The organism is Aeromonas sp. R4-1, assembly GCF_040908325.1.
In the GTDB taxonomy this organism is placed as follows: domain Bacteria; phylum Pseudomonadota; class Gammaproteobacteria; order Enterobacterales; family Aeromonadaceae; genus Aeromonas; species Aeromonas veronii.
This window is the reverse complement of the sequence record NZ_JBFODM010000077.1, coordinates 1-24,385: the sequence shown is the minus strand read 5'-3', so window position 1 is coordinate 24,385 and position 24,385 is coordinate 1. Positions and strand designations below refer to the sequence as shown.

General features: G+C 61.4%; 22 protein-coding genes and 1 pseudogene. 12 read left to right on the top strand and 11 right to left on the bottom strand.

What is annotated here, in order from left to right; genetic code table 11:
- Positions 1 to 2 precede the first annotated feature (2 nt).
- The 5 genes from menB to AB5Y90_RS14175 all read left to right on the top strand — a co-directional run bounded on the left by menB (position 3) and on the right by AB5Y90_RS14175 (position 7,312).
- Positions 3 to 851, top strand: a complete 849-nt coding sequence (gene menB, locus AB5Y90_RS14195) for a 1,4-dihydroxy-2-naphthoyl-CoA synthase (RefSeq protein WP_197724797.1) — start codon at positions 3 to 5, stop codon at positions 849 to 851.
- On the top strand, positions 851 to 1,780 hold the full coding sequence (gene menC, locus AB5Y90_RS14190) for an o-succinylbenzoate synthase (protein ID WP_127006041.1): 930 nt from the start codon (positions 851 to 853) through the stop codon (positions 1,778 to 1,780). The genes menB and menC overlap by 1 nt, the downstream gene beginning before the upstream one ends.
- On the top strand, positions 1,773 to 3,200 hold the full coding sequence (menE, locus tag AB5Y90_RS14185; protein ID WP_307896181.1) for an o-succinylbenzoate--CoA ligase: 1,428 nt from the start codon (positions 1,773 to 1,775) through the stop codon (positions 3,198 to 3,200). Before menC ends, menE begins: the two co-directional genes overlap by 8 nt.
- 218 nt (positions 3,201 to 3,418) lie before the next feature.
- Entirely contained in the window at positions 3,419 to 6,178 is a 2,760-nt protein-coding gene (locus tag AB5Y90_RS14180; protein WP_307896180.1) for a collagenase, read from the top strand.
- A gap of 186 nt (positions 6,179 to 6,364) precedes the next feature.
- Positions 6,365 to 7,312, top strand: a complete 948-nt coding sequence (locus tag AB5Y90_RS14175) for a vancomycin high temperature exclusion protein (protein ID WP_307896179.1) — start codon at positions 6,365 to 6,367, stop codon at positions 7,310 to 7,312.
- An 84-nt stretch (positions 7,313 to 7,396) separates the two neighbouring features.
- Here AB5Y90_RS14175 and AB5Y90_RS14170 read toward each other — a convergent pair whose 3' ends face one another.
- The 3 genes from AB5Y90_RS14170 to AB5Y90_RS14160 all read right to left on the bottom strand — a co-directional run bounded on the left by AB5Y90_RS14170 (position 7,397) and on the right by AB5Y90_RS14160 (position 9,699).
- Positions 7,397 to 8,011: a superoxide dismutase gene (locus AB5Y90_RS14170; RefSeq protein ID WP_368167035.1), complete on the bottom strand. Its 615-nt coding sequence runs from the start codon at positions 8,009 to 8,011 to the stop codon at positions 7,397 to 7,399.
- A 17-nt stretch (positions 8,012 to 8,028) separates the two neighbouring features.
- A complete protein-coding gene (locus AB5Y90_RS14165) occupies positions 8,029 to 8,508 on the bottom strand; it encodes a hypothetical protein (RefSeq protein WP_005341499.1) in 480 nt (159 codons plus the stop codon).
- A gap of 174 nt (positions 8,509 to 8,682) precedes the next feature.
- On the bottom strand, positions 8,683 to 9,699 hold the full coding sequence (locus AB5Y90_RS14160) for a chemotaxis protein (protein ID WP_307896176.1): 1,017 nt from the start codon (positions 9,697 to 9,699) through the stop codon (positions 8,683 to 8,685).
- 201 nt (positions 9,700 to 9,900) lie between these two features.
- Between AB5Y90_RS14160 and AB5Y90_RS14155 the strand changes: the two genes are divergently transcribed.
- Positions 9,901 to 10,620, top strand: coding sequence for an SDR family NAD(P)-dependent oxidoreductase (locus AB5Y90_RS14155; RefSeq protein ID WP_307896174.1), 720 nt, complete (start codon positions 9,901 to 9,903; stop codon positions 10,618 to 10,620).
- Here AB5Y90_RS14155 and AB5Y90_RS14150 read toward each other — a convergent pair.
- Entirely contained in the window at positions 10,607 to 12,673 is a 2,067-nt protein-coding gene (locus tag AB5Y90_RS14150) for a tRNA(Met) cytidine acetyltransferase TmcA (protein ID WP_307896172.1), read from the bottom strand. The two genes, AB5Y90_RS14155 and AB5Y90_RS14150, sit on opposite strands and share 14 nt — an antisense overlap.
- Positions 12,670 to 12,981, bottom strand: a complete 312-nt coding sequence (locus AB5Y90_RS14145; protein ID WP_005354958.1) for an HlyU family transcriptional regulator — start codon at positions 12,979 to 12,981, stop codon at positions 12,670 to 12,672. The genes AB5Y90_RS14150 and AB5Y90_RS14145 overlap by 4 nt, the downstream gene beginning before the upstream one ends.
- A 136-nt stretch (positions 12,982 to 13,117) precedes the next feature.
- Here AB5Y90_RS14145 and AB5Y90_RS14140 point away from each other — a divergent pair, with 136 nt between their 5' ends.
- The 3 genes from AB5Y90_RS14140 to AB5Y90_RS14130 all read left to right on the top strand — a co-directional run bounded on the left by AB5Y90_RS14140 (position 13,118) and on the right by AB5Y90_RS14130 (position 14,588).
- Entirely contained in the window at positions 13,118 to 13,324 is a 207-nt protein-coding gene (locus AB5Y90_RS14140) for a bacterioferritin-associated ferredoxin (protein WP_005335965.1), read from the top strand.
- Positions 13,325 to 13,468: 144 nt separating this feature from the next.
- Positions 13,469 to 13,945, top strand: coding sequence for a bacterioferritin (gene bfr / locus AB5Y90_RS14135; RefSeq protein ID WP_005354959.1), 477 nt, complete (start codon positions 13,469 to 13,471; stop codon positions 13,943 to 13,945).
- A gap of 184 nt (positions 13,946 to 14,129) precedes the next feature.
- Positions 14,130 to 14,588 (top strand): methylglyoxal synthase, encoded by a 459-nt coding sequence (locus AB5Y90_RS14130; RefSeq protein WP_005363178.1) that lies wholly within the window; start codon positions 14,130 to 14,132, stop codon positions 14,586 to 14,588.
- Positions 14,589 to 14,677: 89 nt separating this feature from the next.
- Here AB5Y90_RS14130 and AB5Y90_RS14125 read toward each other — a convergent pair whose 3' ends face one another.
- Both AB5Y90_RS14125 and AB5Y90_RS14120 read right to left on the bottom strand, forming a co-directional pair.
- Positions 14,678 to 15,829 (bottom strand): iron-containing alcohol dehydrogenase, encoded by a 1,152-nt coding sequence (locus AB5Y90_RS14125; RefSeq protein WP_307896169.1) that lies wholly within the window; start codon positions 15,827 to 15,829, stop codon positions 14,678 to 14,680.
- Between the two features lie 143 nt (positions 15,830 to 15,972).
- Complete coding sequence (locus AB5Y90_RS14120) at positions 15,973 to 16,428, bottom strand: hypothetical protein (protein ID WP_279500819.1); 456 nt, start codon at positions 16,426 to 16,428, stop codon at positions 15,973 to 15,975.
- Between the two features lie 482 nt (positions 16,429 to 16,910).
- Here AB5Y90_RS14120 and AB5Y90_RS14115 point away from each other — a divergent pair, with 482 nt between their 5' ends.
- Positions 16,911 to 18,383: a C69 family dipeptidase gene (locus AB5Y90_RS14115; RefSeq protein WP_368167032.1), complete on the top strand. Its 1,473-nt coding sequence runs from the start codon at positions 16,911 to 16,913 to the stop codon at positions 18,381 to 18,383.
- A gap of 61 nt (positions 18,384 to 18,444) precedes the next feature.
- Here the strand turns inward: AB5Y90_RS14115 and AB5Y90_RS14110 are convergent, their stop codons facing one another.
- Genes AB5Y90_RS14110 through AB5Y90_RS14100 form a run of 3 tightly spaced genes read right to left on the bottom strand, consistent with a single transcriptional unit; the run spans position 18,445 to position 20,046 of the window.
- Positions 18,445 to 19,191 carry an SDR family oxidoreductase gene (locus AB5Y90_RS14110; RefSeq protein ID WP_005335978.1) on the bottom strand — a complete coding sequence of 249 codons (747 nt, stop codon included), beginning with the start codon at positions 19,189 to 19,191 and terminating at the stop codon, positions 18,445 to 18,447.
- Between the two features lie 56 nt (positions 19,192 to 19,247).
- Positions 19,248 to 19,493: a DUF3624 domain-containing protein gene (locus AB5Y90_RS14105; protein WP_005363187.1), complete on the bottom strand. Its 246-nt coding sequence runs from the start codon at positions 19,491 to 19,493 to the stop codon at positions 19,248 to 19,250.
- Between the two features lie 31 nt (positions 19,494 to 19,524).
- Complete coding sequence (locus AB5Y90_RS14100; protein WP_005363198.1) at positions 19,525 to 20,046, bottom strand: GNAT family N-acetyltransferase; 522 nt, start codon at positions 20,044 to 20,046, stop codon at positions 19,525 to 19,527.
- Positions 20,047 to 20,232: 186 nt separating this feature from the next.
- On the opposite strand from AB5Y90_RS14100, the gene AB5Y90_RS14095 reads away from it, so the two are divergent.
- The gene (locus tag AB5Y90_RS14095; RefSeq protein WP_307896166.1) at positions 20,233 to 21,672 is read left to right on the top strand and encodes a RimK family protein; all 1,440 of its coding nucleotides are present in this window, start codon (positions 20,233 to 20,235) and stop codon (positions 21,670 to 21,672) included.
- A gap of 84 nt (positions 21,673 to 21,756) precedes the next feature.
- On the opposite strand, the pseudogene AB5Y90_RS14090 reads toward AB5Y90_RS14095, so the two are convergent.
- Positions 21,757 to 23,271, bottom strand: a pseudogene (locus AB5Y90_RS14090) (alpha-amylase family glycosyl hydrolase); the annotation flags it as partial.
- 87 nt (positions 23,272 to 23,358) lie between these two features.
- Here AB5Y90_RS14090 and AB5Y90_RS14085 point away from each other — a divergent pair.
- On the top strand, positions 23,359 to 24,385 hold a 1,027-nt coding region (locus AB5Y90_RS14085; protein ID WP_368166602.1), incomplete at its 3' end, for an ISAs1-like element ISAs1 family transposase.

Sequence of the window (24,385 nt, the reverse complement as noted above, 5' to 3'; positions counted from 1 at the left end):
CAATGACGGAAGCTGAACTGTACGCTCCGGTTGAGTGGCAGGATTGCTCCGCCGGTTACGAGGACATCCTCTATCACAAGTCCAACGATGGTATTGCCAAGATCACCATCAACCGTCCCCAGGTGCGCAACGCCTTCCGTCCCCGCACCGTCAAAGAGATGCTGCAGGCGCTGGCCGATGCCCGTTATGACGATCAGATCGGCACCATCATCCTGACCGGTTTTGGCGAGAAAGCCTTCTGCGCCGGCGGCGACCAGAAGATCCGTGGCGACTACGGTGGATACCGGGATGACGAGGGGACTCACCACCTCAATGTGCTCGACTTCCAGCGCGACATCCGCACCTGTCCGAAACCTGTGGTTGCCATGGTGGCCGGTTACGCGGTCGGTGGCGGCCACGTGCTGCACATGATGTGTGACCTGACCATCGCCGCCGACAACGCCCAGTTTGGCCAGACCGGCCCGAAAGTGGGCTCCTTCGATGGCGGTTGGGGTGCTTCCTACATGGCTCGTATCGTCGGCCAGAAGAAAGCCCGCGAAATCTGGTTCCTCTGCCGCATGTACGATGCCCAGCAAGCCCTCGACATGGGTCTGGTCAACACCGTCGTGCCGCTGGCGGATCTGGAGCGCGAAACCGTGCGCTGGTGCCGTGAAATGCTGCAAAACAGCCCGATGGCGCTGCGCTGCCTGAAAGCCGCCCTCAACGCTGACTGTGATGGTCAGGCGGGCTTGCAGGAGCTGGCGGGCAATGCCACCATGCTGTTCTACATGACCGAAGAGGGTCAGGAAGGCCGTAACGCCTTCAACGAAAAGCGTCGCCCCGACTTCTCCAAATACAAGCGGAACCCCTGATGACACTAGCCCTGTATCGCTATCAACTGCCTTTTACCCAGCCACTGACCTTTCACGGCAAGGTGGAGGTGGCGCGAGAAGGGCTGTTGGTGCGCATCAACGACGGCTGGGGGGAAATTGCCCCCCTGCCCGGCTTCTCGAAAGAGACCCTGCAACAGGCAGAGGCAGAAGCCCTTGCCACGCTGGCAACCTTGGCCGCTGGCGACACCCCGAACCCCGTGCTGCCGTCGGTGCAATTTGGCCTCGACTGCGCGCGCCGGACATGGCCGGAGCAGCGCAACCCGCTGCCGGAGCCCTATCCCCTCATTCAAGGCTCCCCCCAGGAGCTGCTGCGCAACTGGAAAGAGTGGCTGCACCGCACTCCTGGCAAGGCCAAGCTGAAGGTGGCGCGCTACCCGATGCGTGACGAGCTGGCGCTGATCCGCCTGCTGTGCGACCGCCTTCCCTCCCTCAAGCTGGTGCTGGATGCCAACCAGGGCTGGACTCGCGAGGAGGCGTGGACCTTCTGCGGCCACCTCGACCCGAATCGCATCGAGTATCTGGAAGACCCCTGCGCCGACTTTGCCGACATCGCCTTTGTCGCCAACCGCACCGGCATGCCGGTGGCGCTGGACGAACTGCTGGCACAAGGCAAGCCGTGGGAGCCGATCCCGCAACTGCGCGCGCTGGTGCTCAAGCCTACCCTGCTCGGTTCACTCGCCAACTGCGAAGCGCTGATCGCCCGCGCCCGCGAACTGCGGCTCAAGGTGATCATCTCCTCCTGCTTCGAATCGGATCTGGGCCTGAACCAGCTGTTTCATCTGGCTGGCGAATGGGCTCCCGAACAGGCGCCGGGTCTGGATACCCGCCGCTGGATGGCAGGCAACCTGCTGGGGAAAGATGGCAAACCGGATCTGAGTCGACTGGAGCAACTGTATTACCGTGATTGACCCCTCCCGTTCACCCGAACAGACACCTTGCCCGGTACGCCACCGGGCAATCTCAGCCCCGAACCGCATTGCCATCCACACCGCCTCGCCTCTCAGTTACCGCAAACTCGATGCCCGCCTCAACAGCCTGTGCCAACAGCTGGAAAAAGCCGGAGTGCGTCGTGGCGATCATCTGACAGCAGTGGTGCGCGGTGCGCTGGAAGATGTGCTGCTGGCGTGGGCCTGCGTGCGCAGCGGCGTGGTGTTCTGCCCGCTCAATCCCGCCTTTCCTCTCGAAAAGCAGCGTGAGCTGGCTGTACAACTGGATGCCGATGCCTTCTGGTCGGCAGGGGAGATCCCGGCAGGCAACTGGCAGCCCTTGCAGCTCGACTTCACACGCGAACTGCCGGCAAGAGAGGAAGCGTGGCCGCTGGCATCGACCCAGCTCAACAACATGATCCTCACCTCCGGCTCCAGCGGTACGCCGAAAGCTGTGGTGCACCGGCTCTGCAACCACCTTGCCTCGGCGCGCGGCTCTGCCACCCTCATTCCCCTCGATGATGCCTGCGGCTGGCTGCTCTCCCTGCCGCTGTTCCATGTCGGCGGCTACGCCATCCTGTTTCGGGTCTTTCTGGCGGGCGCCACGCTGGTGCTGGATCAACGTGAACGCTCCCTCAAGGAGCGGCTGGAGCGCCAGCCCATCACCCATCTCTCGCTGGTGCCGACCCAGCTCTGGCGCCTGCTGGCAGAGGGCTTTGATCCCGCCCGTACCCGCCTGCGCGAGCTGCTGCTCGGCGGTGCCGCCATCCCGCAGCCGCTGGTGAAGCGCCTCTGCGCCATGGGGCTCGAACCCAAGGTGAGCTATGGCCTCTCCGAGATGGGTAGTCAGGTCTGCACTGCGTTACCCGGCGATACAGGCGTAGTTGGCAAACCGCTACCGGGACGGGAAGTGTGCATCAAGGAGCAGGAGATCTGCGTGCGCGGCGCCACCCTGTTTGCCGGTTACTACCGGGCTGGCGAGCTGGCTCTGCCCCTCGATGGCGAAGGCTGGTTTCATACTCGCGACAAGGGGAGGTTCACTGCGGCAGGGGAGCTGCTGGTAGAGGGACGGCTCGATAACCTCTTCATCTCGGGTGGCGAAAACATCCAGCCCGAAACCATCGAGCAGCGACTGGTAGATCATCCCGCTGTAGCCCAGGCGCTGGTGGTGCCGGTACCGAGCGACGAGTGGGGGCAACGCCCCGCCGCCTTTATCGACTGGCACGGCGAACCGGTCCCCTACCCCGTGCTGGCAGCCTGGATCCGCAACACCCTGCCCGGCTTTATGGTGCCCGACCACTGGCTCCCCTGGCCCGATCTTGACGGCAATCTCAAGCCCTCTCGCCAACGGCTGGGCAAGGTAGCCCGACAACAGACCACTCGGGCACGACAAGCTGAATGAGATCGGACTCACAATTTACCGATCTTCTTTGAAAACAAAAAAGAAACATGTGAGTCCTCACTGCGGCGCCAACCCACGATAATTCGATCAGACTCAAAAAGCCACCATCTTATTGATTTATCTGATTTTTAATTGGCAATTGATATCCCTTTGGAACTGTTTAAATTGCCTTGCGATTACTCGCAAGACAATACACAAACAACAACAAAGGGATAAAAATGAACCGTTCAGGTACCGGGTGGCTGCTGCTGGCAGGCCCCCTGCTTTTGGCGACATCCTCGGCGCAAGCCAACTACTCCCCCAATGACTGGCGACAGTATCAGCTGACTGGCGAATCGAGCCGGCAACTGGCCGCTCGCATCACCGAGATCACCTACGACCTCAAGGCGCGTAGCAGCAATGCTCCTTACCAGCAGCTTAGGGTCTACCGTCGCTTCGACTGGCAGAGCAGCGATCTCGCCGCACTGGCCGAGCAACAGTGTGGCGAGCCGCAGCTCAAGGTAGATGCGGGCTGGCAGATCCGCTTCGTGCGCTGTGAAGATCGGATTCCTGCGGGCAAGCTGATCCCGGCCAGCAGTTATGACTTTGGTTATGGCCTCAAGCAGGGTCGCTGGGAGCAGCTGGCGGGCACGCCGACCGCCCAGCGCCAGGATCGTCTGCCACTGCCACAAGCCATCATCCTGGGTCAGAGCGAAAGGGAGCTGGATCGCTGCGAACTCAACGCACAAGGTCACTGCGCCGAGTCGGAGTGGCACTATCAACCGCAGGATTGGCAGCAGTTGCAGGTACTTGAAGAGACCCCGAGTGAGCGGGATGGCCGGTTGGAGCAGATCTTCTTCCGTCTGCAACCGGTGGCAGGCAGTCAGGCGGCCGCTCAGGTCAGCGAGATCCACGTCTGGCGCCGCTATCAGTGGCAGCTGGATCAACTCACGCCTCAGCAGGAGTGTGATGAGCCACAGGAGCGCAAGGAGGGGAACAACACCATCCGCTATCGCATCTGCCGTCAGGTGATCCCCGCTGGCAGCGAGGTTCAGGTAACGTTGCAAGATAGCGGCTACCAATACCCGGTCGCCGGCGGCGAGTGGCAACCCCTGCCAGAGAGCAAAGAGTGGCAGGAGAGTCGGGTGCTCAATCGCCCCATCGTGCTAGCCAGCAAGGAGGAACAGCTGGAGTGCCGCCGCGCCAACGGTCGTCTCTGCTCCGAGCCAGAGCAGCCCGATGTGGATCTGCTCGACAGCGATGCCGCCAAACTGGTGGCCGACGTGAGCGGCCAGAACAGTCCTGCCTGGCAGGCGGATTACGGCCACGATGATGCCAAGCTGATGGCGGTGGTGCGCGGCATGCGTGCCCTGCTGGCGGCCAACCAGCCGACCCATCCGGCAATGGACAAGCTGCTCTACTATGTGCGCGCCCACAACTACCATGGCGGCGTTGGCAAGGAGAGTGATCAGGTCGCCCGGGCACTGGCCGGGGTGATGATTGATCTGCTCAACCACCCATTGCTGCTGGGAGCTGAACCGCAGGATCAGGCTGGCACAGTGCTGGAAGCCTGGAGCGTAGCGGCGCAGGGACAGCTTGGCCAAGCCGCCTTCCGCCAGAGTGCCGCCCCCATGCTGGCCCAGCTCAACCAGGCGCTCGGCTATGCGGTGCAACATGCGGCGCAGATCAATGGCCACAAACCCTGGGCCGATGGCCTGTTCGAGCTGCTCAATCTGGTCGATCAGAGCGCCTCTTACGGTCAGCAGGCTGACTTCAGCGCAGCTGTGCTGCAGCAGGAGGCGGCATTGCGCCAGAGCCTGCTGCAACTGGGCCTGAGCGAGCTGGCCCTCTGGAAACAGCGCGATGGCTCACGGGATCTGTTTATCTTCAACAACATCCTCGATGCCCACAGCCGCCTCTACCAGATGATGCGCTACCTCCATCACTCCAGCCCGGATAAGGCGATCGCCTATCGCCAACAGCTGGATCGCGATGTCATCGCCATCATGCGCCAGCAGGGGTTGATCCCGGGTGGCCAACATCCGGCCGCCATGCTGGAAGAGGTCTCCCTGACCCTCTCCAGCTACTACCTCACCTACACGGATCGCACCAGCGAAGCCTGTATCAGCGGCGAGTTCGCCGGGCTTTGTACTCCGATCCGCATGGAAGATATTCTGCCGTTCGAGCACACCTGCTCGCCCACCCTGCGTCTGCGCGCCCAGGATCTGACTCAGGCTCAGGCCGAAGGGATCTGCCGCGAGCTGGGTGATGAAGAGCTGCGCTTCCACCAGCAGATGGAGACTGGCTGGCAACCGGTGGCCGATGATCACAACGAGGCGCTGGAGCTGGTGATCTTCAACTCCTCCGCCGACTGGGGCCGCTACGGCAGCGCGCTGTTTGGTGTATCCACCGACAATGGCGGCATCTATATCGAGGGGGATCCGGCTCGGCCCGGCAATCAGGCCCGCTTCTTCGCCTATGAGGCTGAGTGGAAACGCCCTGCCTTCCAGGTGTGGAACCTGCGCCATGAGTACGTTCACTATCTCGACGGCCGCTTTAACCAGTACGGCAGCTTCGGCCACTATCCGCTCAACCGCACTACCTGGTGGGCAGAGGGGATTGCAGAGTACATCGCCCACGGCCAGTGCTTTGCCCGTGGTCTGGATAACGTGGCAAACCGCCCCGCCAACCAGCGTCCGACACTGGCGGCGATCCTCCACCTTGACTACGACCAGGGTGGCGAGATGGTCTACTCCTGGTCCTATACCGTGCACCGCTTCCTCAACGATACCGGTCGCGGCGCCAGCTGGTTGGCGCTGGCACAGGCGCTGCGCAATCCGGATCGGCAGCAGGCGATGAGCGACTTCGAAGGGGAGCTGGACCGGCTGATCGCCAACGACAGCGACGCCTATCAGGCGTGGCTCGCTCGGGATCTGCTGCCCTGGTGGCAAGCCAACAAGGAGTCAGACGCCTGCAAGGGCAATGACTCCGCCCACTGATAAACCTTCACCGACCAGAGGGGCTGCCACCGCTGCCCCTCGCTTTACCCCCCGCTCTCCCAGCCTCTGCTGCGACAACCTCTGCCCGAATGAGGTGCCCGCCCGTTATCAAGCCTGACGCCAGCGGCCGAGTTGTAATAGAATGCCGATAGCCACTCCCAACTTCAGACCCTGACCGCACCGCGCATGAAGAAGTTTGCCAAGATCCTCCTCGCCTGCCTCGTTTTGCTGCTGGCCCTGATTGCCATGCTGCTGGGCTACAGCGAGTGGATCGTCTCGGATGCCCGTCACTACACCTACGATCAGGTAGACAAGGTGCCCTACAACCGGGTTGCGGTGGTGCTGGGTACCTCCAAATATCTCTCCGGTGGCGGCCCCAACCACTACTTCAAATACCGTATCAAGGCGGCGGCCGAGCTCTATAACAATGCCAAGGTGGACTTCATCATCGTCTCCGGTGACAACGCCACCGTGCAGTACAACGAGCCACGCCAGATGCGCCGCGCCCTGATCAAGGCGGGCATCCCCGCCTCCGCCATCTATATGGATTTCGCCGGATTCCGCACCCTCGACTCAGTGGTTCGCGCCAAGGAGGTGTTCGGCCAGGAGCGCTTTACCGTGGTCTCCCAGGGCTTTCATAACGAGCGGGCCATTTTCATCGCCCGCCATTTCGGTATCGATGCGGTCGGCTTCAATGCCGAGGACCCCAGCGCCTATCAGGGGATCCGCACCCGGGTGCGGGAAGTCTTTGCCCGCCTGATGGGGTTGCTCGACCTCTATGTACTGGACAAGGGGCCCAAGTTTCTCGGGGCACCGGTCCCCATCGGTCTGCCTGTGCCTTGCCAGTCACTGAGCACCATCGGCAGCCTGCAACCCTGCCTCAAACAGCCCAAACCGGCTGTGGATGAGGCAAAGCCAGCGGCAGTCTCTGCCGCGGTTGCCACCGAGTCTGCTACTCCATCAGCCTCGGCCGTGACGGAACAAGTCACGCTAGCTTTATCCGCTGCGGCAACGACTGAGCCGGTCACTCCCACCAAATCCGCGGCAGAAACCGCCGCCGAGATGCCCAGCACGGCCTTGCCCACATTGCCGATGACCCCTTCAGCCGCCAGCGTCAGCACTGCCACACCATAAACAGACGACCCGCCAACTGGCGGGTCTTGTTATTACAGCGCGGGTTGTGGCGGTGAGCCTGCCCCCCCATACCCAGCGGCCAGATCAGCCTCGCGCCGCCTGATAGCGGCGGGCCACTTCGGCCCAATCCACCACCTGATAGAAGGCTGCGATATAGTCAGGACGCTTGTTCTGGTACTTGAGATAGTAGGCGTGCTCCCACACATCCAGCCCCAGGATCGGGGTATGGCCATGCATCAGGGGACTATCCTGATTGGCACTGCTCTCCACCTGCAATCTGCCCGCCTTGTCCACCACCAGCCAGGCCCAGCCGCTACCAAAGCGGCTCAGGGCAGCCTGAGTGAAGGCCTGCTTGAAGGCATCGAATCCCCCCAATTCCCGCTCGATGGCCAGAGCCAGCTCACCACCCGGCTCACCGCCCCCCTGCGGGCTCATCACCAGCCAGAACAGGGAGTGGTTGGCATGACCGCCGCCATGGTTGCGTACTGCCCCCTGCAAGGTGGCGGGCAAAGTATCGAAGCGGCGCAGCAGCTCCTCTACCGGCAGTGCGGCCAGCTCGGGCGCCGTTTCCAATGCGGCGTTGAGGTTGTTGATATAGGTCTGGTGATGACGGCTATGGTGGATCTCCATGGTCAGTGCATCGATATGGGGTTCCAGTGCGTCGTAGGCATAGTTCAGGGCTGGCAGGGTATGTCTCATGATGACCTCTGTTCGGATTAATGGAGCCGGGATGAGGGCTCGCTCTGACACAGGCAGTGACCGAGCGAACGCATGATCCCGGCGTGGCTGCCGTGGCGCTGTACGAACGTCAGCAACTCGGCACGGGTTGTGCGGGTATGGCGCAAAGCCGCCTCTCGCAGGCGAGAGGAGCAAGCGGGGGAGTGACAGGTCGCCAGCAGGCAGTCGTGCACATAGCAGAGCAGGTCGGCGGCGCGATCGGGCAGAGTCATGGCCACCAGCAGATCCGCCAGATTGTGGTGAGCCACAACCAGCGCAGCCACCGCCTCATCGGCGTCATGCCACTGCACCAATTGCTGACGAGCCAGCCAGAGCGCCTGCTGATAATGAGCCAGCGCCTGATGATACTTGCCACAATCAAACAGCCGGTTACCCTCTCGGGTCTGCTGTTTCCAGTGACTCATGCTGCTGCCGCCTTCGGTCGACTCGACCCACCCCTTCACCCAGGTTGCTGTCATATGCTTCACACCAACAAATGATAATAATTATCATTACATGAATCATATCCAGGAGACAAGGGACGTCGGGATCGCAGCAAACAGCCAAAACAGCGCGGCCACTCCTTGGCAAGGAGTGGCCGCTTGAGGCACCGGTCAGTGAATTCGACCGGCTAATTGCAAGTTAACGGCAGGTCACATGTTGTTGGCTGGCGAAGGCGGGACGATCCCCAGCAGCATATGGTCCATCATGCCTACCATGCGCCCTATCTCGGGCTTGGTGATGGTATCGTTGGCCCCCAGTTGCAGCGCTTTCTGGCGGTTGTCATCGCTCATCAGGGAGGAAAACATCACGATGGGCATCTCCTTGTAGGAGGGGGTATCCCGCAGCCGCTTGAGCAGGTGCATACCATCCATGCGCGGCATCTCCACATCGGTGATCACCGCATTGACGAAGCCGGTCACCGGCATTCTCTCCTCCTGGGCCAGACGATCGAAATCCGTCATCATCTCCAGCCCCTCTCCCCCGTCCTTGGCCGTGATCACGTTGTAGCCAGCGGTGCGCAGGGTGGTCTCGATCATCTTGCGGATAAAGGCCGAGTCGTCCACCACCAGAATGGTTTTTCCCTGGCGCAGCGCCATCATGCGGTCGTCGATGAGCACCTTGCGGTCCTGGGTGACGTCGTACTTCTCCATGCTGAGCTCGGGGTTGATATCGGCGATGATCTTCTCGAAATCGAGGATCATGATGAGGTTACCATCACGCCTGACCACGGCCACCACGCAGTCGTTCTCCCCCGCTTCCAGAAACTGGCTGGGGGACTCCACATCCTCCCAGGAGACCCGATGGATCCTGCTGACACTGTCGATCAGAAAACCGTTGGCCATCTTGTTGAAGTCGGTGACGATCACCACCTTGTGGCTGGGGTCGGGGTTGGTCTTGATGCCGAGCCAGCCCGCCAGATCCACCAGCGGGATGAGGCGATCCCGCAGGGAGAAGACCCCCACCATATGGCGCTGGGCATTGGGGTAATCTGTGGTCTCCGGCACCCGGATCACCTCGCGCACCTTGGCGACGTTGATCCCGTAATAAGCGGTTTTTTCACGGCCGTCCGGTAGCTGCTTCTTGAGGTGAAACTCGATGATCTCAAGCTCGTTGGTGCCACTTTCGGTCAGGATAGATTTACGCTCTTCCCCATCTTTGGACATCATGGTGACTCTCATTCTGGTTGCGCGGGCAGCAGACCGCTGCGGTTTTCCCTCAGTATAGGAATGGAATTCACCCAACGGCTCGGATCTCGGCAAGATTGCAGCCTTAACCGCTTGATCCCGCAGGCTGGCGGGATCGTATCTGCCAATCAGGACAACATTGGCGGATGGTGAAATCCATCATGTACTCACAAGGAGCCTGAGATGAGTGAAGGCATTGTCGTGATTGGCGCTTCTGGCGGTATCGGGGCGGCTCTGGTGACACACTGGTTGGCGGCGGGTGTCGGGCCAGTGATTGCCATCAGTCGTCAGCCCGCACCAGCAGGGGCCTCTTCGCCGGCCTTGCACTGGCTATGTTGTGACTACAGCGATGAGCAGATGACAGAAGTGGTGGCCCGCATCGCGGAGTTGGCACCGAGACCGCACAGGGTGGTGATCTGCAACGGCATACTGCATCAGGGGGAGATCCAGCCAGAGAAGCGGCTCGAAGCAATCAATCTCGATGCCATGACCCGCCTCTACCAGACCAACGCCCTACTGCCGCTGCGCTGGATCAGCCAGTTGTTGCCGCTGTTTGGCCGCGAGCCTTGCACTTTGGCCGTTCTCAGCGCTCGTGTCGGCAGCATTGGCGACAACCGAGCGGGCGGCTGGTATGGCTATCGTGCATCCAAGGCAGCCCTCAACATGCTGCTCAGGTGTGCCGCCATCGAGCTGGCCCGGCGGGCCCCAGGCGTCAAATTGCTGGCCTTCCACCCCGGCACCTTGGATACCCAACTCTCCCGCCCGTTTCACGCCAATGTACCAGCGGGAAATGTGCAGAGTCCCGAGCTGGTAGCCGACCATCTGATTAACCTGATGAACCGGCTGCAACCGGATGGCGAGTTGAGCTTTCTCGACTGGCAGGGCAAACCTATCGAGTGGTAGGGGAACTCAAGAGACGCGCCAGCAGCGCCCGCAACCTCTTGATCACGGCGGGCTTCCCCGCCAGTTGCAACCTCGCGGCCAGCATTCCCCAGTCGGCATATAGCCAGATGGCTGCGATCAGCAGATAACGCTCGTCAGGGGTCAGCGAAGCCAGCACAGCCAGATGGCGCGCCAGCCACAGCTGCAAGCTGGATTGGCTCAGTTCGAACGGCTTGTGATGCAGGGCAAAGCACTCAACCTCATCGCGCTCGTACTCGCCAAGCTCCGGCGCGGTGACGGTGCTGCCTTGCAGGCATTGCCATACCAACTCGGGATCCAATCCTTTCAGCTCACCTGCCAGCAGGGTCGGCAACTGGCGAATGAAACGCTGCTGCCACTGATCCAACTCGGGCTCATGTTCGGGTTTCAGCGCCTTTAGCAGCAGGGCTGCGTGGCAGCCGCTGGCGGCATCCCGCTGCAGGCCGATGCGCAGCACCGTCAGTCCTGCCTTGCGCCAGAAAGGGAGCAGGTCGGCGCTGGCCGAAAAAGCCGAGCCAAGGTAATCGATCCCCGCCTGACGATAATGCTCTTCAAGCCTGCCAAGCAGTAGCGATCCCAACCCGTGTCGGTGTAGCTCGGGATGGATGGCGATACGCATCACCCGGGCGTAGCTGCGCCCCCCCGCCGTTTTGAAACCGGCGTGGGCCAGCAGCGACTGGGGCAGCAGATGGCCGCGCGGACGGCGGCGACCGGCCCAGATCGCCTCGGCCAGTTCGGGCTCTATCTCCCCTTCCCGCGCCACTAGCGCCACACCCAGCAGGCTCGCATCCTGCTCCAGCAGATGGATGTCGAGATCCGGGCTCTCCAGCAGGGATCTGAGATCGCTCGGCGTAGTCTGGTAGTGAGCCAGCACCAGCAAGCCGAACAGCTGGTTGAGCAATGTCTCATCGCTCGCCAGCGCCTCTTGACTGACCAGACGCCAGCTCGGGCTGGTCAGCGGCATAGGCACCGCCACTTCGGCATTGAGGCCGAGCAGGCGGAAAATCAGCGGCTCCAGCGGATCGCGCTTACTCCAGCGAATGGGCTCAGAGAGGTGGATCTCCTGCCACTCCGGCGTCTGGCTATCAAGCACCCGCTTGAAGCGCAGGTGAAAACCGCGCCCCGTCCCTTCGTAACCGTGCTCGGTAGTGGCAAACACGATGCGGCTGTGGCGGGCCAGCATGGCTTCGAGCAGCGGGGTCGGAATGGCGGCCGCTTCATCCACCAGCAGCAGATCGGGATTCATCGCCTCATGCACCAGCCGATCCGGCGAACAGTAGCTCAGCCCGCTCAGCTGTTCAGGTGTGGTATCTAGCCCGCTAGCAGCGTGGGCAAACAGGGTCGCTACCGTTGCCTGCGAGGGGGCCGTCGCCACTATGTTCAGCCCGGGTTGCTGGCGCAGCAGCTCGGCGGCGGCCAGCCCCAGCAGCGCACTCTTGCCTCGGCCGCGGTCGGCACTCAGCACCAGCGGCCGGCGGCGATGACCGTGCAACACCTTGTGGATGGCGGGTAGTGCCCGTGCCTGATCGCAGCTCAGCCTGCGTTCGGGCCCAATCGGTTGCCACGGCTGCGAGCAAACCGGCGGCTCCAGAGAGAGGGCTGGATCACCTTCCAGCAACCGAACCAGTCGGGCGATAAAGCCGTGGCCGGCCCGGCTCGCCTCTTCCGGCTGGGCCACCAGCCGGATCCGGTCAGGATCCGGCCATGCAGGCCACTCTACTCTTGGCGGGGTCAGCAGCAACAGCAAGCCACCGGCGCATAGAGTGCCCGCCAGCGCCCCGAAGGCATCGGGGTGAAAGCCGCTGAAGGCGTTGAATACCAGCGTGTCGCACTCCTGACCGAGCCGCTGCAGCGCCTTGGCAGCGGGTTGAGGGGCATAACACTCGGGCCCGGCACCCAGCCAAAAAACGGTCTCACCGAGCAGGGATTGGGCGCGGGCAATGCACTCGGCCTCCTCCCCCTCCAGCCAGATCAGGCGCCGCTCACCGGCGCGGGCCAGCGCCTCACGCAGCAGGGTGACCTCTTGCAGTGTCATGAAGCTTGGCTGTCAGCCGGTTTGCGGGGCTCGAACATGCGATCCCCCATCTGATCGATAAAGGTGTGGGCCTTCTGCACCATGAAACGCTCGGCATCGGCCGGATTGGCAAACAGATCGGAGCGGATGAAACGGTGAGTTTGCAACACGCCGTCCAGCTCCTTGGTGATCCGCCCTGCCAGTCGGTACTGGCCACCTTCGGCCATGGGTTCCGGATAGATGAGATAGCCGGCATATTCGGTGGGAGTGACTTCCGGCGCCTTGGTCGGCTCGCCCCCGAACAGGGCGCTGAACAGTTTCTTGAGCATGGTGATCTCCTCTGGTTGCCAGCATTGTCCCCAAGGGGTTACACAGTGGCAAGCAGGGGATCTTATTACCAATGGTTATTTGCACTACGAACCATTCTCATTTAGATTTCATCTCATTCCACAAGAGGTGACCATCATGTACGTCTGTTTGTGCCGCGGCATCACAGATACCCAGATCCGCAAAGCGGTGCAGTCAGGTAAAAGCGAATTCCGCCAGCTCAAGCAGTCGCTCGAGGTGGGCGCCCAATGTGGCAAATGCGTGCGCATGACCATGGAGATCATTGCCGCCGAGCTCGACAAGATGGAGCAGGAGCAACCCGTGCTCTACTACGAAGTGGCCTGATCCGGACACCTCTTTTCTGATGCGACCCGCCAACAGGGTCACCCCTTTTCTCAGGCGAGCTGGCTCGCCAGACCTCTTGTTGTCACTTTTCTGGACTAAGCTCTAACGATCTAAGCCTCAGGCACGAACCAAGGAGCACTGTCGATGAAAGGAGATCCCAAGATCATTGCCCACCTCAACAAGGTGCTGGCCAATGAGCTGATTGCCATCAACCAATACTTCCTGCATGCCCGCATCTACGATGACTGGGGCCTCAAGGCGCTCGGGCACAAGGAGTATCACGAGTCCATCGATGAGATGAAACACGCCGACGAGCTGGTCAAACGCGTGCTGTTTCTCGAAGGGCTGCCCAATTTGCAGGATCTGGGCAAGCTGCGCATCGGCGAGACCGTCGAAGAGATGCTGCGCTGCGACCTGTCGCTGGAGATGGATGCCATCCCAGACCTCAAGGTAGCCATCGCCTACGCCGAGTCGGTGCAAGACTACATCAGCCGCGACCTGTTCCAGGAGATCCTGGAGGATGAAGAGGAGCACGTGGACTGGCTGGAGACCCAGCTCGATCTTATCGATCGCATCGGGCTGGAGAACTACCAGCAGTCGCAACTGCACCACGGCTCCTGAGCCAGCAGGCCAGCAAATAAAGAGACCCGCCAGCGCGGGTCTCTTTATTTGGGCCGCCATATTTGAGTCGCATGACCCGAAAACTTTTCGACAGGATCACAGTTAATACGCCCGACACAGCATCTGTCATGGCTTTCGATTAGGATACGGCTCTCTTCCAATAACAATGCTACGGACGATTTCCATGGAACAGATTGCACGCGAGATGGCGCCCCACAAACGGGTGGCACTGGTGGCTCACGACAACATGAAGACCCCTCTGCTGAACTGGGTGATGCGCCGCAAGGAGGAGCTCAAGCTCCACCACCTCTATGCAACCGGCACCACCGGCACCATGCTCGGCAAGAAGGCACAACTGCCCATCACCTGCCTCTTCTCCGGCCCCATGGGGGGTGACCAGCAGCTCGGCGCCCTGATCGCCGAAGGGAAGATTGACGTGCTGATCTTCTTCTGGGATCCCCTCAATGCGGTGCCGCACGATCCGGACGTGAAGGCGTTGCTGCGGCTGGCTGCGGTGTGGAACATCCCGGTCGCCACCAACGAAGCGACCGCCGACTTCATCATGGACAGCCCCCATATGCGGCAAGCGTTCAGCGTACAGATCCCGGATTACGCCGGTTATCTGAAGGCACGCACCGAGTGATCGGCTAACCCGTCATACAAGAGGGCCGCAAAAAGCGGCCCTCTTTAATTGGGAAAATACATCAGCCAGGGAAACAAACCGGCGCCGACTTATAGCGCCCGAGCGAGAATGCGTGCCACCCGATCCGGATCGATATCCTGCAGCTCACCGAGCGCGGTGCGCCCCACCCGCTTGAGGTTGGAGCAGACCGCCGGAATGCAACTTTCGCTGAGGCCATAGTCGGCAAGCCGGGTCCCCAGTCCCATCTTCTGGAAGAACTGCTCGGTGCGGATGATTGCCTCCTCGATACGCAGGGCCTTGTCCTCACGGGTCGAATGCCACACCCGTTCGGCAAACTGCGCCAGCTTGTCCTGCTTCTGACTCGCCCGCTCACGGAGCAGCGAAGGGAGCACCACGGCCAGACTCTGGCCGTGGTCGAGCCCGTAAAGCGCCGTAAGCTGATGACCGATGGAGTGAGAGGCCCAATCCTGCGGCACCCCGCAACCGATAAGGCCGTTGAGCGCCAGACTGGCGGCCCACATCAGATTGGCCCGTACCTGATAGTTGGTCGGCTCCGCCAGCGCCCTGGGGCCGTTCTCCACCAGCACCTGCAGCAAACCTTCCGCCAGCCGATCCTGTACCTCGCCTCCCACAGGAAAGGTGAGGTACTGCTCGGCAATATGGACGAAGGCATCCACCACTCCATTGCCGGTCTGGCGAGGCGGCAGACTGTAGGTGGTCGCCGGATCGAGCACCGCAAATTGCGGCTGCACCAGCGGGCTTCTGAAGGAGATCTTCACATCCCCCCGGCTCACCACCGAGGTGGGATTGCTTTCGGAGCCGGTCGCTGGCAGGGTCAGCACACAGCCCATCGGCAGCGCCTTGTGTACACTCGCCTGCTTGCCGCAGATATCCCAGGGATCATCCCCCTCGTAGCAGGCGGCGGCCGCAACAAACTTGGTGCCATCCACTACCGAGCCGCCGCCGACGGCTAGCAAGAAGTCGATGCGATCGCGTTTAACCTGCGCCACCGCCTCCATCAACAGTTCGTATCTGGGATTGGCGCCGATGCCGGAAAACTCCTGCCACATCACCCCTTCCAGCGCCCGGGTCAGCTGCTCATAGACGCCGTTTTGCTTGATGCTGCCACCGCCGTAGAGCACCAGAAGCCGGCAGCCGGGCGGGATCAGTTCGGGCAGGCTGGCGATCTGCCCCTCGCCGAAACAGATACGGGTCGGATTGGCATATTGGAAGTTGTACACGGCGGACTCCTCGACTGGCTCAATGCGCGGACATTGTGCGCCTGTGGGGAGGTGAGGTCAAAAGAGGTGGCAGAAGCTTGCCCATCGGCGGTCGACACTGGCCCATCGGTGCCGACCGGGCATCTCTCACAACAGTGACGGGATCAGGCGGTTTTGGCCTCATCTTTGGATGAGCTCTTCTTGCCGGTCAGGCGATCCATTGCCTCTTTCAGCATCGCATCTTTCTGCTCGTTGAGCGGCTTGCTCTGCTCGGCCCGCTCTTCCGGCGTCAGCTTCTTGTTGTCGGCGATAGCCTTGAGTTTGTCTTCTATTTCGTTGAATTTCTTGCGATCAAACCCGAGTGCCTTGTCCACCAGCTGCTGCACCACGCCCCCCTTGTCGGAGCCCATATCCAGCGCCGGCGGCAGCTTGCTGTTCTTGGCCAGATGTTCATAGGTGAGCACCTGCTGGGCCTGACCGGTCATGCGCTGGGTGGAGAGGCTGACCATCTCCTCCCAGCCACCACCCTGACCACCGCTACCGGCACTGTTTAGGGTGGCGAGGGCGCGGTTGTTGGAGGCGCTCTGGGCAAGCTGCTGGCTGTAGGGTTTGATATCCATGAAGACTCCCGTTCTGTGTGCCGACCCGCCGGAGCGGGCCGACTGAATGCGGCGCTATGGGGTCTGGCCCCACCTTTGACAATAAAACCAGCAAGTTACAGGCCAACTTGTCAGATTGGGCGAGATCCCCGCGCTGGCAAGCCTGGCAGCGGTTACAGCCCCGATACAGCCCCGATACAGCGTCAGAATCATGACTCATCCGCTGCTTTTACCCCGATTTCCGACACATACCGCTGCCTCAAAAACGCGGCACCCTATAAACCGCAGGAACGCTCCGTCGATCACAAAACAAACAACCACTCAGGAATACAATTTTGGTGCACATCGCAACCAGCCAGCCGTGTCATGGATGATCTGTTCGTCAAACCAATAACAGGCAGACCAATCTGCCGAGCTCACTCCGCTGCCAGTTCGGAGTTGCAGCCTCCCCGCACCTCATCCCTCGTCTGACTCTCACTCACCTCAACCTTTCGGGCATAACTATGAAAAAACACACCTTGAGTCTTCTCTCCGCCACCCTGCTCACCCTGCTTGGCACCAGTGCCGACGCCTGTACCGGCCTTATCGTCGGCAAGGGCGCCAGTGCCGATGGCAGCGTGATGATCGCCAGAAACGAGGATTTTGGCGTCAACAACTGGAACAAGTACCTCGCCTTCCGGCCCGCGCAGCAGAACGAGGGCAAGGTCTGGAAACTGGGTAACGGGCTGGAAGTGCCGATGCCCAAGGCGTTTTTCGCCTACTCAGCCATTCGTGACTGGGATGCCACAGCCAGCGACCCGGACGGCAAGTATTACGAGGAGCGCGGCATCAACGAGTTCAACGTCGCCATTTCGGCCACCACCAGTGCCGAGGTCAACGACAAGGCCCAAAAAGCCGATCCGCTGATCGAGAAGGGAGTGATTGAAGCCATCATCCCCACCCTGATCCTGCCGCAGGCCAAAACGGCCAAAGAGGGGGTCGAGCTGCTCGGCCGCTATGTGGAGCAATATGGCGCCGGTGAGGGCAACAGCCTCTATCTGGCGGATGTGAACGAGGCCTGGCTGATGGAGATCGGCTCCGGCCACCACTGGATTGCGGTGCGGGTGCCGGACGACAGCTACGCCATGGTGGCCAACGGCCTGCGCATTCACGGCGTCAATCTCGACAGCGCCGATGTGCTGCACTCGCCCAAGCTGCTGGAGTTCGTGCGCGAGCACAAACCGCTGGATAACGCCGACCCGAACGATTTCAACTTCGCCAAGGCGTTCGGGGTGATTGCCGATCCCTACAACGTGGATCGGGAGTGGCTCGGCCAGAACATGCTGACGGCCTCCCACAAACAGGCGACCCGGCAGGCGCAATATCCGCTCTTTATGAAGCCGGATGCCCCCATCGCCGTGCCGGACGTGGCCATGGTGCTGAGCGCCACCTATGACGGTACGCCGCTCGCGGGCAAGGCGGAGCGGCCGATCCGCGTCGATCGCCAGCTGGAATCCCACGTCATCCAGCTGCGCAAGGAGATGCCCAAAGAGCTGCAGGGATTGATCTGGCAGAGCTATGGCGTGCTGGCCGAATCTGTGATGGTGCCGCTCTACAACACCCTGGAAAACTATCCCCTGCCCTATCGCACCGGCAACGACAGCTACTCCGATGATTCCGCCTACTGGCAGTTCCGCAGCCTGACCGCGCTGGCCAGCGCCGATCCGGACAAGTACCTGCCGCTGCTGCGCGGCGTCTGGAGCAAGGAGAGCAACAAGCTCTATAAGGAGGTCGCCATCCTCGACAAGAGCCTGAAGCAGGCCTACGCCAGCGACAAGGCTACCGCCATCGGGCTGGCCGCCGACTACTCCTATGGCCAGTTGGAGCAGACCTATCAGATGGCCAAAGAACTGCGCTACAAGCTGATGACGGATCTCACCAAGCGCAGCGAGAAGAAGTATTCGCCGGAGGAGTTCAAGAAGATCATGAGCCTGTGACCGGCTCGCCAATGCAAAGAGGCTCCCACGGGAGCCTCTTTTGTTTCAGCCAATGCAGCAATCAGCGGCGGCTGATATTGAGCGGGCCGAAGGTCTGGGCCACCGGCATGATCTCGATGCTGTTGATGTTGACGTGGGCCGGTTGCTGACTCACCCAGAGCACGGTATTGGCGATATCTTCCGGCTGGATCGCCTCCACCCCCTGATAGACGGAGGCCGCCTTGGCATCGTCACCGTGGAAGCGCACGTTGGAGAACTCGGTGCCGCCGCACAGGCCCGGCTCCACGTTGGTGACGCGGATGGCGGTACCCGCCAGATCAGCGCGCAGGTTGAGGCTGAACTGCTTCACGAACGCCTTGGTGGCGCCGTAGACGTTACCGCCCGGATAGGGGTAGGTACCCGCGATGGAGCCGATATTGATGACATGGCCGCGATTGCGCGCCACCATGCCCGGCAGTAGCAATCGGGTGAGCAGGGTCAGACCGCTGATGTTGGTGGCGATCATCTGCTCCCAATCTTCAAGATCCGCCTTGTGGGCCGGCTCCAACCCCAGCGCCAGACCGGCGTTGTTGACCAGCAGATCCACCTCGCTCCAGGCGGCTGGCAGGCCGGCGATGGCGGCGCGGGTGGCCGCCTTGTCCTGCACGTCGAACGCCAGCGGCAGGAACTGCTCGCCCAGCTCGTCAGCCAGCGCAGCCAGCCGCTCGGCGCGGCGACCGGTGCCGATCACCTTGTAGCCCGCCTGCACCAGCTGGCGGCTGATGGACTCACCAAAACCGGACGAGGCGCCCGTTACCATTGCAATCATCTGAACCTCCATATCTACACCGATATTGTTATTTATCTGTTTGAATCTATTCAGATTCATTCATCGCTCAATTCACGTCCGGTCGCCTTGCGCCAGACAAATACCACCAGATGGAGCAGCAACAGGCCCGAGCCACCCAGCGCAAACAGCAGGCCGGTGAGGGCGTTGACCGAGGTGTCGGCGCCGCACCACCACCAGACCAGCCAGCCAATCAGGCCGATGACGAAGGTCTGGCCGGCGCAGACCGGACAGCGCCCCAGCTTGGCCCTGATGGCGGTGGCAAGACAGTTGTCGCAGCTCATCCTGCTCCTCTATTCTGCTCGTTCAACATGATCAGTTGGCCTGTGCAGAGGGCTTGCGCGCCTGAGTGCGAGCCACTCTGCGCCGCTCACGCTCCTCGTCGCTCACCAGCGGCAGCACCAGCCGGTGGGCGTGCTGGTCGCGGCCATAGTAGTCCGCCAGCCGCTGCTGGGGGCGAAATCCCAATCCCTGATAGAGCGCCAGCGCCTCTTCGTTGGCGTCCCCCACTTCGAGGCGAATCGCCCCCCAGCCAGCGGCCTTGCCCTCGCGGATCACCTGCTCCAGCAGACGGCGGGCCCAGCCCAGACGACGCACTGTCCAGCGGATGGCCAGCGCCTGAATGACCAGCCGATCCCAGCCTCTGTGCTCCAGCAGGCAGAGATAGCCCATCAGCTGATGTTTCTCGTCCAGCAGCAACAGGGTGCGCCCCTTGGCGTGGGCCAGCAGATAGTGCCAGCGGCTGCGGCCAAAGGCGACTTCGGGAGGAAAACAGTAGCGTTCCAGATTAACGATGGCGCCCAGATCATCGGTTCGGGCCGCACGTACGGTCAACACGGGGAGTCCTTGTTCGGTTATTTATCCTCAGCACCAAAAATGCGACTTGTATCACAAGTTACCAAGGCGTCATATTAGGCACTGTAACCTCTTGTTTCCCCTCGCGCCATTGTCGTGCTTGTCGGTGCATCGAAGCCCACTGGGGATCCTGCCTGTTCAGGCAGTCTGATCTGTGGAGCCGAAAATATGAGTACCTATGTCATCGTCGAAGAGCTGGGCGACTGGCCTTGCCATGCCGATTATCTGCTGACCGCCCGCACCTATCTGCAACATGGCGTACCGACCACCGGCGGCCGACCCCGCATCATCAACCTCTGCCGCAATCTGGAGCACCTGAGCGCAGGCTACTACTGCTCGCTGCTGGCCCAGGCCCGCGGCCACCACTGCCTGCCGGGTCTGCAAGCCATCAGCCGACTGCAACCCCAGCAGCCACCGGCCAAGCTGTGGCGCAAGGCGCAGGGATGGCTGGCCCAGCAGAGCGAGGATCGGATTAGAGTGCGCGCCATCTTCGGCCAGTGTGAACAGAGCGAGCTGGCGGGGCTGGCCCGCTACTACTATGGCCTCAGCCAGTTGCCGCTGCAGGAGCTGACCCTCAAGCGCGGCCGCCACGGCTGGTCGGTGCGCCAGCAGCAGAGCCTGTCGCCGCTGGAGCTGAGCCCAAGCGAGAAGGAGTTGATGCTGCACCACGCTCAGGCACTGGTGGGGACAGGTGACGAGGAGCAGGCGGCGCCGCTCTATCAGCTCGCCATTCTGGTCGACCCGGATGACGGCCGTGCCAGCAGTGACGGGTTGGCGCTGGAGCGCTTTATCCGGGCTGCCGCCGCCCAGGGCATCCGTGCCGAGATCCTGCCACCATCGGCCATCGAGCGGCTACCGGAGTTCGATACCCTCTGGCTGCGTGCCGAAACTGCGGTCGGCCACTACACCTTCGAATTTGCCCACCGTGCCGAGCAACTGAAGATGCCGGTGATCGACAGCTCCCGCGCCATCCTCGCCTGCAGCAACAAGCTCTACCTCTACGAGCTGATGGTGCGCAGCGGCGTGCCCATGCCGCCCACCATGGTGGTGACCCGCCGCGGCCGCCACCATGTGGACGAGCTGGTGCAACGGCTCGGCCTGCCGCTGATGGTGAAGGTGCCCGACGGGGCGCAGGGGCGCGATCTCGCCATGGCCAGCGACGAGCAGCAGCTGGCCCGCCTGCTGGACGAGGGGCTGGCCCGCTCCGCCCTGCTGCTGGTGCAGAGCCGGATCCCCGCCGAGTTTGACTGGCGCATCGGCTTTCTCGACGGCTCGCCGTTGTTTGCCTGTCGCCGCTACCGGCCCGAGCCCGGCAACCGCATCCGCCGGCGCAAGCACCCCCTCGACATGAGCCGCATCGAGGCGCTGCCGCTCAACGAAGTGCCGGAGCGGGTGCTGCAGACCGCCCGCCGCGCCGTCCATCAGCTCGGCAATGGCCTCTACGGGCTCGATTTGCGCCAGCAAGGGCGTGACTGCGTGCTGCTGGAGATCGTCGACAACCCCTGGATCCGCGGCGATATCGAAGACAAGGAGGCGCAGGATCTCTACGAGCGACTGGCCCGCGCCTTCCGTCAGCGGCTGGAAAACCGGGGCCAGAGCACCGCATAACCCCGCCATGACTTTGTCGCCCACAATGACAGAGAGGGCCCCGCGATGGGGCCCTCTCTCATATCAAAGCGTGCTGTGGCTGACTTATTGCAGACGCAGGAAACGCCCGCTCAAGGGCGGTATCTCCACCGTCACACTGCTGCCGCCAATGGCCAGACTCTCCCCGCTCTGCAGATCCACCAGCGCGCTGCCACTGCGCAGTTTGCCCGTAGGCAGGTTGTAGCTGAGCGCCGTGGTGGAGAGGTTGAGCAGGTAGACTATCTGCTCCCCCGCCGTCTGCTTGATGTCACCATAGAGACTGCCCTCGGCCACCAGTTTGACTCGCTCTCCCTGATAGAGCGCGGGCTGGGCGGCGCGCATCGCCAGCAGCTGGGCCAGCCACTCTTTCAACTCAGCCTGTTCGCTACCCGGCACAAAACCGGTGACAGCGGGCACCTTGCCGTCGCTGCGGGCCACATGATCGTCGCACAAGCCCTGCGCCGCACAGTCACCGCCGACCTTGGCAGCAAAGCCCGGCACCTCGTCGCCAAACTCCTCGCCATAGTAGAAGGTAATCGGGCCGGAGCGAGCCGCCATAAAGCTGAAGGCCGCCTTGTGGCGCTGCCAGTACTCGGTCGATTTAAAGTTGCCGCGCTCCAGCAAATCACCAAAACGCACCAAATCGTGGTTGCCCAGCATCAGGTTTGGCATGGCGTGATTCGGGTAGTTCTCCACCTTGTTCCAGCTGGCATCGAGCACGCTGGCCCCCTGCCCGCCCTTGCCGGACTCCTCCACCGCCAGCGCCTGCACGATGCCGTAGCGCAACGGGAAGTCAAAGGCCGAGGAGAGCGCCGGATTGTCGCTGCTGCCATAAGCCTGAGCGCGAATATCGTCAGCCCCCTTCCACACCTCGCCCACCATGTAGCCAAGGGTGCCCCACTGCTGCCCGGCGGCCTTGCGCGCTGCGCTGGCCTGCTCCACATCGCTGCGAATGGCGCGCCAATCATCCAGCCCAAGCTGATAGGCCTGATCGAGGCGCCAGCCGTCGATGCCGTACTGCTCGACCCAATAGCGGGCCACCTCCTTGAAGTAGGCGAGGCTCTCCGGCTTGCTGTAATCCACCAGCTGGCCGGGATAACCCGCACCGCCGCTGGTGAGGGCTGGCAGACGCCCCTCTGGCGAGGGCTTGCTCACCCCCACCTTGTTGACGTGGCCAAACACCCCGTCGAGGAAAACATAGAAGCCGCGCTGGTGCGCCCCGTCCACCAGCTGTTTGAGCTTGGCATTGCTGCCAAAGTTGGGATCCACGGTGAAAAAGTCGCAGGCGAAGTAGCCGGTGGCATCGAGCTTGTTATCGCCGCCTTGCCCCGCGCAGGAGTCGAACACCGGGGTGAGCCAGATGGCGTTGACGTTGAGACTCTTGATGTGGTCGAGACTGTCGATGATCCCCTGCAGATCGCCGTTGTGCTGGGAGGGGCCATAGCCGACGCCGTAGTTGGCAGTGCCGTCACCATCGGCAAACGACTCCACCATTACCTGATAGATGCGCAGGTTGCAGGCGGGTTGATCGTCGCCATAGCAGGCACGACTGGCCGTGGCGACCGGAGGGTGGGTGACCGGCCAGGGCGGGATCGCACTTTGTTAATGAAATTTGAACAGGCAGATCGTCTGTGATCTAATCGCGTCTCCATGCAGGAGGCACGCGCTATGACGTTGATTGAACACCTTACCCTTGTCGAAGAAACTCGCTCTGAGATCAATCGTAAACATAACCTGGTTGATGTCATGTTCCTTGTCATCAGTGCCATCATGAGTGGTGCCGAGGGCTGGAATGACATCGAAACCTATGGCGATTCAAAGATCGATTGGCTCCGTCAGCATCGCCCCTTTGCCAACGGCATCCCGCGGCGTCACACGGTTGCCCGCATTCTGCGCTGCATTGTCATCGATACCTTGCTTGAAGCGTTGCTGTGCTGGGTCAATGAACAGCGCACTCATCAGGGCAAACCCATCATTGCCTTTGATGGCAAGGTGTTACGCGGCTCCTTTCGGGGAAATGCCAAGGATGCGCTTCAGTTGGTCACGGCTTACGATACCGAAAATGGGCTGGTGTTAAGCCAGAAAGCAACCCCTAACAAGAAGGGGGAAATCGAAACCGTCAAAGATATGCTGGACATTCTTGAGCTAAAAGGAGCCGTTGTCACACTCGATGCGTTGCATTGTCAGCGTGAGACACTGGAGAAAATCAGCGAGAAGAAGGCTCATGTAGTGGTACAGGTCAAGAATAATCAACCGAAGCTGTATCAAGCGGTTCAATCGCAATTCCAGTCACTGTTTGACGCCCAGAAAGAGAAGATTGTCGTCGAGCACAAAGAGAGTGGACATGGCCGCCAGGAAGAGCGTTATGTGTTTCAATTAAAAGCCAAATTACCGCCAGAGTTGACGGAGAAATGGCCGACAATCCGCAGCATCATTGCCGTTGAGCGTCACCGCAGCGCCAACGGAAAAGGAACGGTAGATACCTCTTACTATGTCAGCTCGTTATCCCCCAAGCACAAGCTGCTAGGGCACTATATACGGCAGCACTGGCGGATAGAGAACAGCCAGCATTACATTCTTGATGTGGTGTTCAACGAGGATGCTTCCAGGATAGCGATGGAGGATGCGGTCGAGAATATGGCGCTATTCCGGCGGTTCGTATTGAATATCGTAAAACAGAGCAATTGTGGTGCTC